This window comes from Flavobacterium adiutor, from assembly GCF_048282555.1.
Classification (GTDB): Bacteria; Bacteroidota; Bacteroidia; order Flavobacteriales; family Flavobacteriaceae; genus Flavobacterium.
Genome location: NZ_CP182487.1, coordinates 433230 through 450551 on the forward strand (window position 1 = coordinate 433230; position 17322 = coordinate 450551).

Genomic DNA, 17322 nt, shown 5'->3' on the forward strand with positions numbered 1-17322 from the left:
GTTTGGCTTTTTAAAACAGATAATATTGAATAAATTGCAGTAATCATTAAAAAAACGAGTTCCTCAACACCAATTTTATGGAAAGCAAAAGAAGCTATATGCCCATTAAAGTACTTTTCGGCTATCTTGCCCTAATCGGATTAGTAGTGGTTGTGGGATGGTTTTTATATTCTGAAAATGTAGTTTACAATAAGCTAGAAGATAAAATTGCGTTTGAAAAAACTAAAATATTAAGAGTCAGCAAGCTTTTTTCGAATGTATATAAAACAGAAAGTCTAGCCCGAAAAACAATTCAGACCAACTCTGAAAAAGATTTCAAAAGCTACCTTATCGAAACAGACTCCTTAAAATCGAGATTAGATATACTGAAACAAATTGTAACTACAGATTATCAAAAGGTTTTGCTGGACAGTGTTACTTATTTATTGTCTGAAAAAACAGAAAACATCAGACAATTAAAATCTATAAAAAATAAGGCCGATGATGAAGTTTCTGTAAATAATGCCATAGATGAAATTACCAAAATGGAGTTTAAGCTTCGAAAACTGGAACTTCGGGATTTTACTCAAAACCCGAATGATTTAGGAAGTTATCAGCGAAATGTACTTCAAAGATATGTCGATTACTTAAATCAGAATATTCCTGACGACAGCACCAATACTTTAAGCAAACAAGCTTCTGATTCGATTTTAGCCAATTCTAAAAAGCTTTTGAGTGATGTAAAACAAAAAGCGGAAAAGAAAAAAGAGTCACTCAATTTTGAAGAGAACAAATTGCTTAAAAATGAAATTGCCATATCAGAGCAGCTCAGAAAAGTCCTTCGGATAATTGAGAGGGAAATCATTATCAATTCGATTAAAAATAACTCACTAAAAGAAAAATCACTTAAAAAAGTCAATGAAATCGTTACTGTTTCGGCAATCTTGGGTTTACTGCTTACTGTGGTTTTCTCTATCATCATCGTAAGTGATTATTCGAAATCGCAATTGTATAAAAAGCAGTTAGAAATTGCCAATTTTAAAACCAAAAACCTGCTTAAAAGCCGGGAACAGCTTATCTCAACGGTGAGCCATGATTTAAAAACCCCGCTGAGTACTATTGTGGGATATTCAGAGCTTTTGAGCAATTCTGATGTCAATACCAAACAGTCGTATTTCATTAAAAACATAAAGAATTCATCTGAATATATTACACAGCTGGTTAAGGATTTACTAGACTTTTCTCAAATCGAGGCAGGTAAAATTACGATTGAAAAAGTTCCCTTTTTATTACCTGAAATCATTGATGAAGTGGCCAAAAGCATCCAGACTGTTTACAAACAAAAAGACATTGACCTGATTATTAATGTTGATCAAAAACTGAATTTAAAGATTGTTGGCGATCCGTTTCGTCTGAAACAAATTTTGAGCAACATCATTGGAAATGCCTATAAATTTACAGAGCAGGGTTTTATAAGAATCAGTGCTTATGTTGCCGAAGAAAATGATTTTTTTACCATTACCATTGAAGATTCCGGTATTGGTATTGAAAAGAAAAATCAGAAACTCGTTTTTGAAGAATTTGCCCAGGCGAATGAAAACATCGAAAAAAAATACGGGGGAACAGGTTTAGGGCTGGCCATCTGCCAAAAAATCATTTCGATTTTAGGCGGAAAATTAAAGCTTGAAAGCACATTTGGAGAAGGAAGCACTTTTGAAATTAAATTACCACTGCTGTTTGATACAAGTGCAAGCCAGTCCGACTCAGCATCAAAAGAAATTATTACAAGCTTAGAAAAATTTACTTTTATCGTTTTGGATGATGATGTTAATTTGCTGAATCTGACGAGTACTGTTTTAAAACAGCAAGGACATCAGGTTTTGTCATTTACGAGTGCTGCAGAAGCATTAGAAACTATTGAGAATACTGATTTTGATTTTATTATTACAGATATTCAGATGCCTGAAATTGATGGATTCTTGTTTGTTAAAAAATTAAAAAGTAAAACAGGTTCATTTTATAAAAATCAGCCCATCATTGCTATAACAGGGCGAACAGATTTAGATTTTTCTATTTATACGAATGCTGGTTTTTCAACAGTAATAAACAAACCTTACTCTCCCAAAGTCTTACTTGAAACGATTCAGAAAGTCTTAGACAATACCATAAGTCTTGACAATAAAATTGTAAAAAGAGAAGAAGAAGTTTTTTCACAAACGTATTCTTTACAAACTTTAAATGAGTTTTTAGGAAACGATAATGAATCATCAAAAGAGTTTATTGGATCATTTATAGAAAGTACAATCCGAAATTTGCAGGAATTAGAAAATGCAGTATTAAAAAAAAATATAGCCGAAGTAAATGCGATCAGTCATAGAATGGCACCAATGTTCAGACAGATTCAGGCAAACGAAATTGGTGAAATACTGAAAACATTAGAACAAAATAATTTAGAAAACTCAAATTTAGAACCTCTGTTGGATAATTTAAAAACCAAAACAGACTTGCTATTTGATGCTTTAAAGAAAGAAATTCTTTTTTAGTCAATGTTATATTGTTTTAGTTTGTTGTAAAGTGTTTTTCTGGTTATTTTCAACAGTTTTGCAGCTTCAGATTTATTATTTTGAGTTCTGGATAAGGCATGAATAATCGCTTCTCTTTCATTTTCAGACAAGGAAAAACTCTCTGAACTGCCCTTTTTTTCTGTTTGAAAAAACTCAATCGGCAAAACATCGCTTTCGATAAAGTCTCCCTGAGACAAAAGTGTAGCCCGTTTAATACAGTTTTGAAGCTCACGTAAATTCCCTGGCCAGCTGTATTTTTGAAAAATAGCGACTACTTCGGGTGAAAATCCAATAATATCTTTATTTAACTGCTGATTTGCCTTTTCTAAAAAGTAATCGGCAAAAACCATCAAATCTTCTCCTCTGTCTGTTAATGAAGGTGACTGAATAGAAAATTCATTGATTCGGTGATATAAGTCTTCACGGAAATCTCCGTTTTTAACAGCTTCACGCAAATCTTCGTTTGTTGCAGTAATGATCCTGATGTCAACGTTGATTTCCTTATTGCTTCCTACCGGTTTTATTTTTCGTTCCTGCAGCGCCCTTAACAACTGAATCTGATTTTCATAGGAAAGATTTCCTATTTCATCCAGAAAAATGGTTCCTCCGTTTGCTGCTTCAAAATATCCTGTTTTATCGCTAATTGCTCCTGTAAAAGATCCTTTTAAATGTCCGAAAAACTCACTCGCTGCCAATTCCTTCGGAATCGCACCGCAATCAACAGCTATAAAATTATTGTTTTTCCTATGGCTTTGCTGGTGGATGCTCTTTGCAATAATTTCTTTTCCTGTGCCGCTTTCTCCAATAATTAAAACAGACATGTCAGTAGGGCTTACCAGTTTAATATGCTCTAATAATTTTTTGGAAGCAACAGAAATTCCTTTCACAAACTCATTTTCTGCAGGAACCTGTTTATTTGTAGCTTTTTTTTCTTTTGGTACAACTTTTTCATTTGGTGCAGTTTGGAGAGCATTGGTAATAACCAATAAAACTTCATCAGGATTAAAAGGTTTCGAGATGTAATCAGCTGCTCCGTTTTTAATTGCTTTTACCGCAGTATTAACATCAGAGTAGCCTGTCATGAGTATAACAGGGATTTCGGGATGCGATGTTTTAAATTCAGACATCAAAGTAATACCGTCAGCATCAGGCAAACGCAGGTCTGTCAAAATCAAATCGAAAGTTTCTTTTTTGATATATAAACGGGCTTCCTCTGCTGAGAAAGCAATTGTGACATCAAATGCTTTTTTTTTGAGAAACCTTTCTAATAATTTGCAAAATGAAATATCGTCTTCAATTAATAATATCTTTGGCATTGCTCTTCAGGTCTTTTTGCTAAAATACCACTATTAATGTAGTATTATCACAAATTTATGTAAAAAAAAAGAGACTGCTGTTAAGCAATCTCTTTTTCACCAAAAACATAAATCTAATTCACCTAATTATATTTTTAACCAGTTTCCATTGACATCCGAGTAAACGGTAGCCTTTTGGTCTCCAACTGCTATGTCTAATTTGTATTCTTTTTTATCGTTTACATATGCTTTTTCAAGCTTTGCTCCCGGATATGCAGTTTGCAAAGCTTTTGTTACTGCATCCGGAACTTCCCCGGCTTTGATTTCTTTATATTCTGATTGAAAATTTACGCTAACTTTTACGGGTTCAACATTAATAGTTGTAGCGTAAATTGACAAACTTCCAAGAATAATTGTTGCTGATAATATTAGCTTTTTCATAATGTTGATTTTTTAAATTATTTTTTAATGATATTTCCGGATGCGTCTGTGAACACAGTATATTTTTTATCACCACTTGAAATTTCCAGTTTGTACTCGTTTTTAGCATTTTTATATACCTTTTCAAGTTTAGTGTTTGGAAAAGATTTCTCTGCTGTAGACTTTACAGCTGCCGGAACTGCATCTGAAGCAACTTCTGTATATTCATCCTGAAAAAGGAAAGAATTAACATTTGAATTTTTTACATGAAGAATAGCTGCCTGAACTGATAAACCTCCCAAAATAATTGCTGCAGATAAAATTAATTTTCTCATAATGCTTCTTTTAATTATTTTTTAAGAATATTTCCTTTTTCGTCTGTGTAAACAGTAGATTTTTCACCTCTTACTGTGATTTCAATTTTATATTCTTTTTTGCTATTTACAAATGCTTTTTCAAGTTTAACACCTGGATAAGCATTATCTAAACCCGTTTTAATAGCTGCCGGTACAGCATCGATTTCTTTATAATCGTCCTGAAATATTGATTTAGTAATTGTATTTGCCGGACTTAAGATTGATGCCTGAATTGATAAACTTCCTAAAACTATTGCTGTTGTTAAGATTATCTTTTTCATAATAAATCATTTTTAAAGATTACTTACATTATTTTTTAATCCAGGACCCATCTGCGTTAGCAAAAAGATTACCTACTTTGTCACCAACTGTAACATCTAGTTTGTATTCTGATTTCTCATTTTTATATGCTTTGGTAAGTATAGAATCCGGATACGCTTTTTTAAGAGCTTCTGTAATTGCAGCTGGCACTTCTTCTAATTTAACTTCAGTATATTCGTCCTGAATTGTGATCGTTTTTACAATATTATTTGAAATTGGAGAAGTTGATGCAAATGAAGTTAAACTTCCCAAAACAATTGCGGCTGATAAAAATAGATTTTTCATAATGTGTATATTTTAAATTTTACTTAATTATTGTTTTACACATTAGATAAAGAAATTATTATGCCATAATCAAAATCAAATCCTTTATATAGCTAATGTACTGGTTTTTAATCAACTAATTAAATAAAGGTGTTTTTAAAAGCAATAATAAGTGTGTAAGTTAACATTAATAGTGTGTAAAAAGTATACACAAAAGTGTTTTCTACATTTTATAATTCTAATTTTTTATATCTAATAGGTGATTAGATTTATAATTCTTATCAATAGAATACAACTTTGGCATAATAAAATCCACAATTTTTTGGACATGGTTAAAACACCGTAAGAGAATTGATTCAATGGAGGATTTTTAAATTCATTTAAGCTAAAATATTCTATAATAAACAGAATAATAATACAAAAAATATCATCTTGGAAAAATTTTTAACAGAATTGCAAACAATTCATAATAATTGTGTTAGCTCCATGCTTAAATGTTAAAAATTAAATTGTAGTTTTGCACAAATTTTAAAATTGAAATATAAAATGAAAAAGATTATACTATTACTTGTTTTGCTTGTAACAGTTGTAACGACTAATGCTCAGACAAGCACTGTCGAAAGTTTAGCTGATGGTAATTTCAACAAATGGTCTATTGAATTATCAGGCGGATTTAACAAACCTCAAAAACCAATGAAATATTATACATCAACTATAAGTCCTTATGTAGTTGATTTAGGGGTCAGATACATGCTCAATAACAAATTTGGTTTGAAAGCTGATTTAGGATACAATAGTTTTCAGGAACAAAAAAAATCAACTCCTTTTGATACTAAATATTATAGATTTGATATTCAGGGTGTAGCCAACTTAGGGAGAATTATGAATTTTGAAACCTGGACACAGACAATTGGTTTGTTAGGACATACTGGTTTTGGTGCTGCATATTTTGAAGATAAAAACTCTTCAATAGATGACAAAATGATTAATTTCATTATTGGTGTAACAGGCCAGGTTAAACTTTCTGACAAATTGGTTCTTACCGGAGATTTTTCAACTATTCTGAATGCGCTCCAAAATCACACATATGATGCAGCCGCATTAAATCCGGAAAAAGGTTTTAACGGAACTTTGTTTAATGGTACAATAGGTTTGACATTATACCTTGGGAAAAAAGAAAAACATGCTGACTGGGTTACTATTGTTGATAATGAAGTGATTGTTCAAAGAGAAAGAATTGATCAGCTTGAAAAAATGTTAACCGATAGTGATAAAGACGGTGTTGCTGATTATTTAGATTTAGAACCTAATACTATTGCAGGACTTATGGTGGATTCTAAAGGAAGAGCTGTTGACTTAAATAATAACGGTATCCCTGATGAATTAGAGAGCTACTTAACGAAAACTTACCCAAGCAGATCTGATGCTCCATTGAGTGATAAGGAATCAATCACAAATCTTGTGAACGGAGGTTATGTTGCAGCTTATTTCGATTTCAACAAATCTACCCCAAATGAGTCCTCTATGGATGGTATCAACTTTGTGCTAAACTATTTAAGAAATAATCCTTCAGCTTCTGTTGATATTACGGGTTATGCTGATGAAATTGGCAATGCTACATACAACGAAAAATTAGCTGACGAAAGAGCAAATAATGTAAAAGAAATTCTTCTTAAAGCGAAGATTGCTCCTGAGAGAATTACTGTCCTGAGAGGGGGTGTAGATTCTTCTGTAGATAAAGATTCAGCTATTGCGAGAAAGTTAGTCAGAAGAGTTACTTTCAAGATAAAAAACTAAAACACATCACTTAAGCTAATAATTAAAAATGCCACATCCGCAAGATGTGGCATTTTTTTATATATACAGTCGCTTATTTATAAGCTCCTAAGGCTACTGAGACATCTAAACAACACTGGGATTAAGATTCTTTTCAAAATTTAAAATAAGAATGAGCACTGTAAAGAATTACTTTTAGTTGTCATAATTAAATAATATGGATATTAAAACAATCGACATGCATAAAATCAGGGCATAAAAAAACCTCATTTTTCAATGAGGTTTAATATTGTTTATTCCGGACTATTCATTTTGAAAGTATCCATGAAAGCAGTCGTATAATCTCCTGCGATGTATTTTGGATCATCCATTAATTGTCTGTGGAAAGGTATCGTAGTTTTAACACCTTCGATTACAAATTCGTCAAGTGCTCTTCTCATTTTACTGATAGCTTCTTCACGGGACTGCGCTGTTGTAATAAGCTTCGCGATCATAGAATCGTAATTTGGCGGAATGCTGTAACCAGAGTAAACGTGTGTATCTAAACGTACTCCATGTCCTCCCGGCATATGAAGTGTAGTGATTTTTCCTGGTGAAGGGCGAAAATCATTAAATGGATCTTCGGCATTAATACGGCATTCTATAGCGTGTAATTCCGGTAAATAATTTTTTCCTGAAATCGGAATTCCGGCAGCAACCATGATCTGTTCGCGAATCAAATCATAATCAATAACCTGTTCAGTAATTGGATGTTCTACCTGAATACGCGTATTCATTTCCATGAAATAGAAATTTCTGTGTTTATCCACTAAAAATTCTACTGTTCCGGCTCCTTCATATTTAATGAATTCAGCTGCTTTTACAGCAGCTTCCCCCATTCTTGTACGTAAGTCATCTGTCATGAACGGAGAAGGTGTTTCTTCAGTAAGTTTTTGGTGGCGACGCTGAACAGAACAGTCTCTTTCAGAAAGGTGACATGCTTTTCCATAAGAATCTCCAACAACCTGAATTTCGATATGACGTGGCTCTTCGATTAGTTTTTCCATGTACATACCGTCGTTTCCAAAGGCAGCGGCAGCCTCCATACGTGCACTTTCCCAGGCTTTTTCAAGTTCCTCTTCTTTCCAGATCGCACGCATTCCTTTTCCACCACCACCGGCTGTAGCTTTCATCATAACTGGATAACCAATTTCTTTTGCTACCTTTTTTGCCTGATCGAAAGACTCTAAAATACCATCTGATCCTGGAACACAAGGCACTCCTGCAGCTTTCATTGTGGCTTTAGCAGTTGCTTTGTCACCCATTTTTTCGATCATTTCTGGAGAAGCTCCAATGAATTTGATTCCGTGTTCCTGACAAATTTTAGAGAATTTAGCATTTTCCGAAAGGAAACCATATCCTGGGTGTATTGCATCTGCATTTGTAATTTCTGCAGCAGCAATAATGTTTGACATTTTTAAATACGATAAGTTACTTGGAGGAGGGCCAATACAAACCGCTTCGTCTGCAAACTTAACATGTAAGCTTTCCGCATCGGCTGTAGAATAAACCGCTACAGTCTTGATTCCCATTTCCTTACATGTGCGAATTACACGTAGTGCAATTTCGCCTCTATTCGCAATTAATATTTTTTTAAACATCTTTTTAAAATTAGATAATTAGATAATTAGACAATTGGATTATTAGATTTCAAGCGCTTTTAAAAAAAGTCTAAAATCTAACGATCTAACCATCTAAAATTAAGATGGATCAACTAAGAACAAAGGCTGGTCAAATTCTACAGGAGACATATCGTCAACAAGAATTTTTACAATTTTACCTGAAACTTCTGATTCAATTTCGTTGAACAATTTCATTGCTTCAATTACGCAAAGAACATCACCTTTAGCGATTGTACTTCCTACTTCAGTGAAAACTGGTTTATCCGGAGATGGTTTCCTGTAGAATGTTCCGATGATTGGAGATTTTATAGTAACGAATTTAGAATTTTCAGCAGGAGCGGCCGCCTCACTATTTACGTTTACGACAACAGGAGCAGTTTGCTGAGGAGCCACTGCTTGTGGCAATGCTGCCTGAGCTGGCAATTGTTGTACATAAGTGGCTTCAGTCACATTTGTTTCTAAAGTTGTTCTGATAGTGATTTTCACATCATCCATTTCTAACTTCACCTCTGCAACTCCCGAATTTGCTACAAATTTGATTAGGTTTTGAATTTCTTTTAAATCCATAATGATTCGTTTTTAGTTTTAATTTATTTCGTATCGTAAGCCCATTTTAAGTAAATAGATCCCCAGGTGAATCCACCACCAAAAGCGGCAAAAATAACATTATCTCCTTTTTTGAACTTGTTCTCAAAGTCAGCAAGTACTAATGGTAATGTTCCGGAAGTTGTATTTCCGTATCTTTCGATATTTACAAGTACTTTAGAATCTTCAAGGTCTAATCTGCTGGCAGTAGCATCAATAATACGTCTGTTTGCCTGATGTGGTACTAACCAGTTCACATCTTCTTTTGTCAGCTTGTTTCTTTGTAAAATTAATTCACTGGCATCAGCCATATTGGTAACAGCATATTTAAATACTGTTTTGCCATCCTGCATGATATTGTGTTGTCTGTTTTTTATGGTCTCTTCAGAAGCAGGAATCAAAGATCCTCCTGCAGGAATTTTAAGAAAATCGCGTCCAATACCATCACTTCGTAAATATTCGTCTTGTAGTCCCAGACCTTCGTAATTTGGTTCGAATAAAACCGCTCCGGCTCCATCTCCAAAAATAATACAGGTAGATCTGTCTGTGTAATCTACAATTGATGACATTTTATCAGCACCAATTAAAAGTACTTTTTTATAACGTCCTGATTGTACATAAGCAGCTGCAGTAGACATTCCGTATAAAAAACTTGAACAAGCCGCTTGTAAATCGTAAGCAAATGCATTAGTTGCACCGATTTCTGTGGCAACATATACGCCTGTAGCAGCCACCATCATATCCGGTGTAGCTGTTGCCATTATCACCATATCAATTTCCAACGGATCAATATTGGCTTTTGCTATTAAATCTTGTGCTGCTTTTATAGCAAGATAAGAAGTTCCCTTATCAGCATCTTTAAGTATTCTTCTTTCTTTTATCCCCGTACGGGTAGTGATCCATTCATCATTGGTATCAACCATTGTTTCTAGTACTTTGTTAGAAAGTACAAAGTCAGGAACGTATCCTCCAACAGCGGTAATTGCGGCTGTGATTGTATTCATTATATTCTATTATTTCCTCTCAAATACAGGGTATTTGAAAAATTTTTAAAAGACTTGAAAATTACAAAAAAAAATCTAAACGTATTGTCGTAAATTTCTTTAAAAAAGAAAGTTGTATCCAACAAAAAAAACTCTCACATAGTGAGAGTTCCAGTATCATTTACAAAAACGTATTAAGCAACCGCTTCAGATTTATCGATAACAACTTGCCCTCTGTAGTACATTTTACCTTCATGCCAGTAAGCTCTGTGGTATAAATGTGCCTCACCTGTAATAGGACATGTAGCGATTTGAGCTACAGTAGCTTTATAATGTGTTCTTCTCTTATCTCTTCTTGTTTTCGAGGTTTTTCTCTTAGGATGTGCCATTTTACTATATTATTTATCCGTTAATAGTTTTTTTAATTTTTCCCAACGCGGGTCAATATCTTCTTCTTGTTTACTCTCTTTCTTTTGTTCCTTAACTTTTAACTCATTTAGTTTTCTTAAAGCTTCTGTCTGTAAAGTTCCGTCTTTTACACCCGGATGAATCCTCTTTTGAGGAATTGACAATGCAATCATTTCATAAATGTATTGTGCCACATCTATTTCAAATTCACCATGAGGGAGAATTAACAACTCTTCATTATCATCGTTAAATTCTTCTCCAAAACGAACAATCAGTTTCATCTTTCCTTTTACAGGTAAATCAAAATCTTCACTGGTCAGATCACAAGGCACATTTACTGTTCCTTTATGCTTAAAATCCAACTCCAGCATATTGCTCTTTTTATCTAAAACTAAAGTGACTTTGATATCCGAATTTTGAAACTCATTATAATCAAAGTCCTCAAAGAACTTCTTATTTATTTGATATTCAAAATGGTGTTTCCCTAGCTTTAATCCCACGAAAGGAATTAAAAATTCTTTTGTTTTGCTCATTTTAACATCAATTTGTACAATTAGGATCTAAAACCCAGACACCTGAATTGGGGTGCAAAGATATAAAATTATTATAAAACTAATAATCTTATTCACCTTTTTTTGTTTATAACTGTTTTTCTTTTATTTTTAAAGGTTTTGCTGTAATCTCCTCATACTGATTACGTGAACGAAAAATGTCAATTGCAAGATAAACAGCCTCTTTGAAAGAATTATAATCCGCAATATCTTTTCCTGCAATATCATAAGCAGTACCGTGATCCGGCGAGGTTCTTACCCTGTTAAGTCCTGCGGAATAATTAACTCCTTTTCCAAATGATAATGTTTTAAAAGGTATCAATCCCTGGTCGTGATATGTTGCTACAACTGCGTCATATTTTTCATGCTGCCCACTACCGAAAAAACCATCCGCAGAAAAAGGGCCGAAAACCATAGTTCCGTTATCAAATATTTTCTTCAATACAGGTTTTAAAACTAAATCGTCTTCTTTTCCTATTACACCTCCATCACCAGCATGCGGATTCAGACTCAATACTGCAATTTTAGGTTTTACAATACTAAAATCCTGAATTAAGGATTTTCGGATAGTTTCAATTTTTCTTGTAATTAATTCTTCAGTCAAATGAGAAGAAACTTCATTTAAGGGGATATGATCCGTTAGTAATCCAACTCTTAGTTTATCATGAACCATCATCATTAACGCATTGCCTTCTAGTTCCTGATCAAGATAATCCGTATGTCCCGGAAATTTAAAATCTTCTGACTGTATATTGTATTTGTTTATAGGTGCTGTCACCAAAACATCAATCTCTTGATCTTTTAATGCTTTAGTGGCAGCCATAAAAGATTTTATAGCATACTTTCCTGTTTTTTCATCGTTTGTACCTAGATTTATTTCAATACTTTCTCTCCAAAGATTAAAAACATTAAGTTTTCCGGGAATAATCTGATCAAGCTTGTCAACTCCATGGAACTGAACAGTAGATGTGAAACTCTTTTTTACGAAAGAAAGTATTTTGGCATTTGCAAAAATAACCGGTGTACATAATTCCAGCATGCGGGAATCTTCGAATGTTTTTAATATAACTTCGCTTCCAATACCGTTTAAATCTCCAATCGAAATTCCAACAATTATATTTTCTGCTTTTTTATTCATGACCTCCAATTATTTATTACTAATTTTGATGTGCAAATTTAGTAAATAAAACCCATAATGTTCACAGGAATTATAGAAACCTTAGGAAGGATTCAGGAAATAAAAAAAGATCAAAACAACCTTCATATAACGGTTGATTCATCCATTGCAAACGAATTAAAAATCGACCAAAGTGTATCCCATAATGGAATCTGTCTTACGGTTGTATCGATAAAAGACACTTTTTATACCGTTACGGCAATTGAGGAAACTATTTTAAAAACCAACATCGGAGACTGGAAAGCTGGTGATGTTGTTAATCTGGAGAGAGGGATGAAACTTGGTGATCGACTTGATGGCCATATTGTACAGGGTCATGTGGATCAAACTGGAACGTGTGTAAAAATTGAAGAGGCTAACGGAAGCAGGAATTACACTTTTGAATACGATAAAAACCTAAACAATATCACTATTGAAAAAGGCTCTATAACAGTAAACGGGGTCAGCTTAACAGTAGTAAATTCTAAAACAAACGAATTTAGCGTTTCCATAATACCGTACACTTTTGAAAATACAAATTTCAAAAATTTTAAAACCGGCACAAAAGTAAATTTAGAATTTGACGTGGTAGGAAAGTATATTGCAAGACTTTACTCCATCAGCCAATAAAAACAAATTTCTTTACAAAACAAAAGCTTCAGTTTTACACTGAAGCTTTTGTTTTTAATTTATGTTTATATATTACATATATTCCAAATGAAATTGCAGCAAACCCCAATATCAAAAGACCAACACCATCGATTGGTGAAGGCGGTGTCTCAGGACCGTCAGGTGGACCAGGCTGTGCAAAAGCATTCAATGCACCAAATAATATAAAAAAAACAGTGAGGCTTTTATTTAATACTTTCATAGAAAACGAAATAGTTTAATCTTAGTTTGCTTAAATTTGATTTAGAGACTTTTAAAGCGTGGCTCTTTATAAAATCCGCCACAAATATATTGTTTTTTATTCAAAAAAACTATGGTATAAAAAAGCTTCATAAAAAATTATGAAGCTTTTTAAATTGTGGTCCCACTTGGGCTCGAACCAAGGACCACCTGATTATGAGTCAGGTGCTCTAACCAGCTGAGCTATAGGACCGGTTAAGAGTTTGCAATATTACTACTATTTTTTATTCGTTCCAAATATTTTACACTCTCATTTGTACTTAATTTCAATATTAACAAATCTTATTTTGAATGAAATTGATTATCAGGTAATTATTAAAACGCCAAAACTACCTGATTTCCTGACAAAGCTCGATTAAAACACCGTTTGTACTTTTAGGGTGTAAAAAAACAACGATTTTATTGTCTGCTCCAAGCCTTGGATGCTCGTTTATCAAAACAAAACCTTCCTTTTTTAATCGGATTACTTCAGTTTCTATATCATCTACATCAAAAGCGATATGATGAATTCCTTCTCCTTTTTTCTCCAGAAACTTTGCAATTGGACTTTCGGGGTCAGTAGCCATTAAAAGTTCAATTTTGTTGGTTCCTGTCTGAAAAAAAGAAGTTACCACACTTTCTGTTTCTACCGTTTCCGTTTTATACGACGGAACACCTAATAGTTTTTCAAACAAAATAGTAGCATCATTGATATTCTTTACCGCAATTCCTATGTGTTCAATTTTATTTACCATAAACTTTGTAGATTTAAAGATGTAATTTATTGATTCACATATGTATTGAAATAGCCACATTCAGCAATTACATCCTGATAATATTTTGTATCCGAATACTCTTTTTTCAATATTTTAAATCCGTTCCAGGCGATGAAATTAATTTTATCGTCCTGGATTTCCCACCAGCTGTTAACCTTGTTATACTTATTGTTGTAATATTGATTGCGCTCACATTTTGATATTAAATACATACATTTTGCTTTCTGCTCTTTGGTTATAGCTGCTTCAAATGCTTTTTGGTAATACATTTTTGAAACATCACAATTGGTTATCATTTCTTTCATCGAATCTCTGAAAGAATACGGACTTGATCCGTAACCTATTATCGTTATTTCATAAAAAGTTCTTCCGTTACCAAAATGGGTAATGTTGTAAAATGCATTTCCAAGCAATAAACTATTGGTGTAAACATCCTCTTTTTGAGCCAGTTTTTCCTGCATTATTTTTATTGTATTTAAAAAATCAAGGTAGCTGTATTTCTTTTTTTGATAAGCAACGTGATCACAGTCATGGCAGTCTTTAATGTTTCCGTTAAACGGATTTCCTAAAAAAGTCTGATACTGAACAGAGTCTGTTTGTTGCATAAATCCAATAGCTTCTGAAATTTTATTCTTGAAAGTTGCCTGAACAGCCTGGAAATTATTGATGTCTTTTAGTTTTAAACTATAGATTTCTGCCCCAATTTTCTCAATTCCGGTTTTATTCGGTTTAGATAAAAATGCCTTTACATCCAGTAGATTTTTTTCGTTATCATAAAAAGAATTTCCGTCGTTCCAATAGCTGTAACGTGATTCACCAAATATCTCCGCCATAACAGGGTCAGCTTTACTTTTATAAAGTGCTGACAAATAACTTCTGCTCCATGAAGAGGCATTTTGATAACGAAACTCCTGTCCTTTATAAGTCTTTGGAAGTTCATTGTAAAGCCAGTTCAAATCAGCTAAAATTGTTTTTTCATTTTTATCAGTAAGCTTATCTATTTTACTCAGATTATTCACAAAACGAAGCAGGCGCAACTGCATTCCTGCCAATTCAGTTTTTGGAAGCGTCTTTGCAGCTTTATCAAAACTTTTATCTGCATTTGCGTAATCTCCTTTTAAGGTCTGCAGATATCCCAGGGACAAATCCCATAAATAAGGCCTGTCTGTATTTCCTGCCGCTGCAATTTTTTCGACTAAACCGAAAGCAGTCTTATCTATTTTAGCCTGATTTTCTGTTTTATTTTCTGCTACAGTCTGACTTTTCATGGGTGCATTTTCACCTGCATTCTGCTGAAAAGAATTATTGATAGCCTGTTCCTGATTATTGACCAGCCTTGTTGCCAGATAATTCAGGTGTTCACTTTTAGAATCCAGTTCGTAGATTTTTTCAATGGCTTGTTTTTCGTCTTTGTAATAACCATGTATTGCCCAGAGAGCGGCTTTCTCCTTATTGGTTTTTGCCATTGCCAATGATTTAATCCAGTCGCCATCATTTTTTGGATGAAAACTATAAGCCGTCACAATTCGCAGTTCAGGGCATTTATCAAAAACCCGGGCATACAAATAATTAGAAAGCGCATATTTTTTCTGTTTATAATAGATTCCTGCTACATAAGACAACGCACGATAATACAGCGTGTTTTTAGGAACTGAATTTTCTGTTTTATTAAAAAAATCAATCGCCGTTTTCTTGTCAGAGCTATAAAACCTGGCTTTCATAGTCAGAAACCAGTACCTGTTTTTCAAAAACGGATCTGAAGTAGTATTGTAAACATTTTCTATGGACTGAATCATTTTCAGGTCATCAAAAGTTTTGGCCACAACGGGATCATAACTCCAGTAATCTCCACCAATCGATACAGTTTCAATTTTTTGCGCCAAATACAAAAACTCAATAAAGCTTTTTACCTTATTATCTTTAAGACTCATTTTTTTACTCCATTTTACAGAAGCAGCATTGTCTTTTTTATTTTTATAATACACATGAAGCTGTGTAACTTCTTCCTTATTTTTTATTGTGCTTTTTTCGTCTGAATAATACCGCGGCTTATCATCTCCAATTAAAAAATAATTCACAGTCGTGGCATCTACAATTCCTTTAAGATAGCTAGCCCAATCCGATTTTATGTTTTCATTGAAGCGTGAATTATGTTCAGTATCAAATCCGACACCATAAAAAACATCTCCCGCTAAAAAAAGCGGAGAATAAGATTTATCTGCAAAAGTCTCTGGCGTAAAATTCGAATTGTAGCCAAAAAAATCCCAGTCGTCTCCACCAGCACAGGCATAAATAATTCCATAAACAAATAATAAGGAAGCGCTAGAAACAAGAAACAACTTGCTTAAAAATATTCTTTTCATAGTTTTTTAAATTGAATTCGTCTAAGTCGTAAAAAATAATTTCATTTGGTTTTTGAGGGCTATTGTTATTCAAATCTTCTGCCATTTCAATTAAGTCTTCTGAGGAAATGGCTTCTATTTTTAACAGATCATTTTCTTCATAAAATATGCCGTTTTTATAATTAGCCTGTTTTACTTTAAAAAAAACAGCACTTATTTGTTCCAAATTTTTATCTTTTTTAAGTTCATTTACATTGCGCTTTGAACGTAATCCCACTACTTTTTGATTTCTAATATGAACGGCCCAGGAATAAACCGGCAGGGCAAAATCAAGGTGCAGCGGATATTTTTTTAAACTTTTCAGATAACGATCGGCAATTTTTTTATCATAAACAGAATTCAGTGAATCCGGAGCAATAGTACCCATATTATAATACATCAAAACACCTGAATCTACATTTGGTATTTTGGTTTTCCTGAAATATTTTATCTGGTGCAATCGTATTGTTGCTGAAATTTTCTTTTGCGAAAGCTTTTTAAATAACTCAATAAATTTCAAATAATTGTCCTTGCTTGAAAGTGTCCAGTCGCAGTCAACCTGAATCTCTTTACTATTAATATTATTTTTAGAATTGATATCGTTGATGAGCTTAAACGTTTTTTGTGCCAAATCTTTAACATCAAGATTGGGTTTCAGCATCACTTTATTTTTGATATACACCACGGGCACAATGTCAAAACTATTTGTCTTTTCATTAAAGCGAATGGGTGTTAAAGGAATAGGACTCGAATCTTTTGGATGTAAATCGATATCGAAATAACGGATATAAATTTTACGGACATTATTCTCAAGAAGAGTTTCTTTTTCTTTTTCTGATAATTTAAAAATTGTTTTCCAATAGTAAAAAGAAATAATTGGTTTGGTAGTATCATTACACGAAATAAACAAAAAGAAAAGTAATATTAAAAAGAAAGTCTTCTTCAAAACCTGTAAATT

18 protein-coding genes and 1 tRNA gene are annotated in these 17322 nt (G+C 33.2%); 3 read left to right on the forward strand and 16 right to left on the reverse strand.

Annotated elements, in window-relative coordinates:
* The first annotated feature begins 77 nt into the window (after positions 1-77).
* Positions 78-2522, forward strand: a complete 2445-nt coding sequence (locus ACNC7R_RS01805) for a hybrid sensor histidine kinase/response regulator (protein ID WP_417939288.1) — start codon at positions 78-80, stop codon at positions 2520-2522.
* Here ACNC7R_RS01805 and ACNC7R_RS01810 read toward each other — a convergent pair.
* From ACNC7R_RS01810 to ACNC7R_RS01830, 5 genes are all read right to left on the reverse strand, one after another.
* Entirely contained in the window at positions 2519-3859 is a 1341-nt protein-coding gene (locus ACNC7R_RS01810; RefSeq protein WP_417939289.1) for a sigma-54-dependent transcriptional regulator, read from the reverse strand. The genes ACNC7R_RS01805 and ACNC7R_RS01810 overlap by 4 nt on opposite strands.
* 126 nt (positions 3860-3985) lie before the next feature.
* Positions 3986-4279: a hypothetical protein gene (locus ACNC7R_RS01815; RefSeq protein ID WP_417939290.1), complete on the reverse strand. Its 294-nt coding sequence runs from the start codon at positions 4277-4279 to the stop codon at positions 3986-3988.
* 17 nt (positions 4280-4296) lie between these two features.
* A complete protein-coding gene (locus ACNC7R_RS01820; protein WP_417939291.1) occupies positions 4297-4593 on the reverse strand; it encodes a PepSY-like domain-containing protein in 297 nt (98 codons plus the stop codon).
* A 14-nt stretch (positions 4594-4607) separates the two neighbouring features.
* Entirely contained in the window at positions 4608-4895 is a 288-nt protein-coding gene (locus ACNC7R_RS01825) for a hypothetical protein (RefSeq protein WP_417939292.1), read from the reverse strand.
* Between the two features lie 28 nt (positions 4896-4923).
* A complete protein-coding gene (locus ACNC7R_RS01830; protein ID WP_417939293.1) occupies positions 4924-5220 on the reverse strand; it encodes a hypothetical protein in 297 nt (98 codons plus the stop codon).
* Between the two features lie 525 nt (positions 5221-5745).
* Here ACNC7R_RS01830 and ACNC7R_RS01835 point away from each other — a divergent pair.
* Positions 5746-6996: an OmpA family protein gene (locus ACNC7R_RS01835; protein ID WP_417939294.1), complete on the forward strand. Its 1251-nt coding sequence runs from the start codon at positions 5746-5748 to the stop codon at positions 6994-6996.
* A 272-nt stretch (positions 6997-7268) separates the two neighbouring features.
* Here ACNC7R_RS01835 and accC read toward each other — a convergent pair whose 3' ends face one another.
* From accC to pdxA, 6 genes are all read right to left on the reverse strand, one after another.
* Complete coding sequence (gene accC, locus ACNC7R_RS01840) at positions 7269-8615, reverse strand: acetyl-CoA carboxylase biotin carboxylase subunit (RefSeq protein WP_417939295.1); 1347 nt, start codon at positions 8613-8615, stop codon at positions 7269-7271.
* Between the two features lie 99 nt (positions 8616-8714).
* Positions 8715-9203, reverse strand: a complete 489-nt coding sequence (gene accB, locus ACNC7R_RS01845; protein ID WP_417939296.1) for an acetyl-CoA carboxylase biotin carboxyl carrier protein — start codon at positions 9201-9203, stop codon at positions 8715-8717.
* Positions 9204-9226: 23 nt separating this feature from the next.
* Positions 9227-10225, reverse strand: coding sequence for a beta-ketoacyl-ACP synthase III (locus tag ACNC7R_RS01850; RefSeq protein ID WP_417939297.1), 999 nt, complete (start codon positions 10223-10225; stop codon positions 9227-9229).
* A 173-nt stretch (positions 10226-10398) separates the two neighbouring features.
* On the reverse strand, positions 10399-10593 hold the full coding sequence (gene rpmF, locus ACNC7R_RS01855; RefSeq protein ID WP_008465217.1) for a 50S ribosomal protein L32: 195 nt from the start codon (positions 10591-10593) through the stop codon (positions 10399-10401).
* Positions 10594-10602: 9 nt separating this feature from the next.
* A complete protein-coding gene (locus ACNC7R_RS01860; protein WP_417939298.1) occupies positions 10603-11145 on the reverse strand; it encodes a YceD family protein in 543 nt (180 codons plus the stop codon).
* 106 nt (positions 11146-11251) lie between these two features.
* A complete protein-coding gene (pdxA, locus tag ACNC7R_RS01865; RefSeq protein ID WP_417939299.1) occupies positions 11252-12301 on the reverse strand; it encodes a 4-hydroxythreonine-4-phosphate dehydrogenase PdxA in 1050 nt (349 codons plus the stop codon).
* A gap of 57 nt (positions 12302-12358) precedes the next feature.
* Here pdxA and ACNC7R_RS01870 point away from each other — a divergent pair, with 57 nt between their 5' ends.
* On the forward strand, positions 12359-12949 hold the full coding sequence (locus ACNC7R_RS01870) for a riboflavin synthase (protein WP_417939300.1): 591 nt from the start codon (positions 12359-12361) through the stop codon (positions 12947-12949).
* Positions 12950-12983: 34 nt separating this feature from the next.
* Here ACNC7R_RS01870 and ACNC7R_RS01875 read toward each other — a convergent pair whose 3' ends face one another.
* The 5 genes from ACNC7R_RS01875 to ACNC7R_RS01895 form a co-directional block, all read right to left on the reverse strand.
* Positions 12984-13190, reverse strand: coding sequence for a hypothetical protein (locus ACNC7R_RS01875; protein WP_417939301.1), 207 nt, complete (start codon positions 13188-13190; stop codon positions 12984-12986).
* A 157-nt stretch (positions 13191-13347) separates the two neighbouring features.
* Positions 13348-13421 (reverse strand) — tRNA-Ile (locus tag ACNC7R_RS01880).
* Positions 13422-13557: 136 nt separating this feature from the next.
* On the reverse strand, positions 13558-13962 hold the full coding sequence (gene mce, locus ACNC7R_RS01885) for a methylmalonyl-CoA epimerase (RefSeq protein ID WP_417939302.1): 405 nt from the start codon (positions 13960-13962) through the stop codon (positions 13558-13560).
* Between the two features lie 26 nt (positions 13963-13988).
* Entirely contained in the window at positions 13989-16346 is a 2358-nt protein-coding gene (locus tag ACNC7R_RS01890; RefSeq protein ID WP_417939303.1) for a hypothetical protein, read from the reverse strand.
* On the reverse strand, positions 16306-17310 hold the full coding sequence (locus ACNC7R_RS01895) for a hypothetical protein (protein ID WP_417939304.1): 1005 nt from the start codon (positions 17308-17310) through the stop codon (positions 16306-16308). The genes ACNC7R_RS01890 and ACNC7R_RS01895 overlap by 41 nt, the downstream gene beginning before the upstream one ends.
* Between the last annotated feature and the right edge of the window lie 12 nt (positions 17311-17322).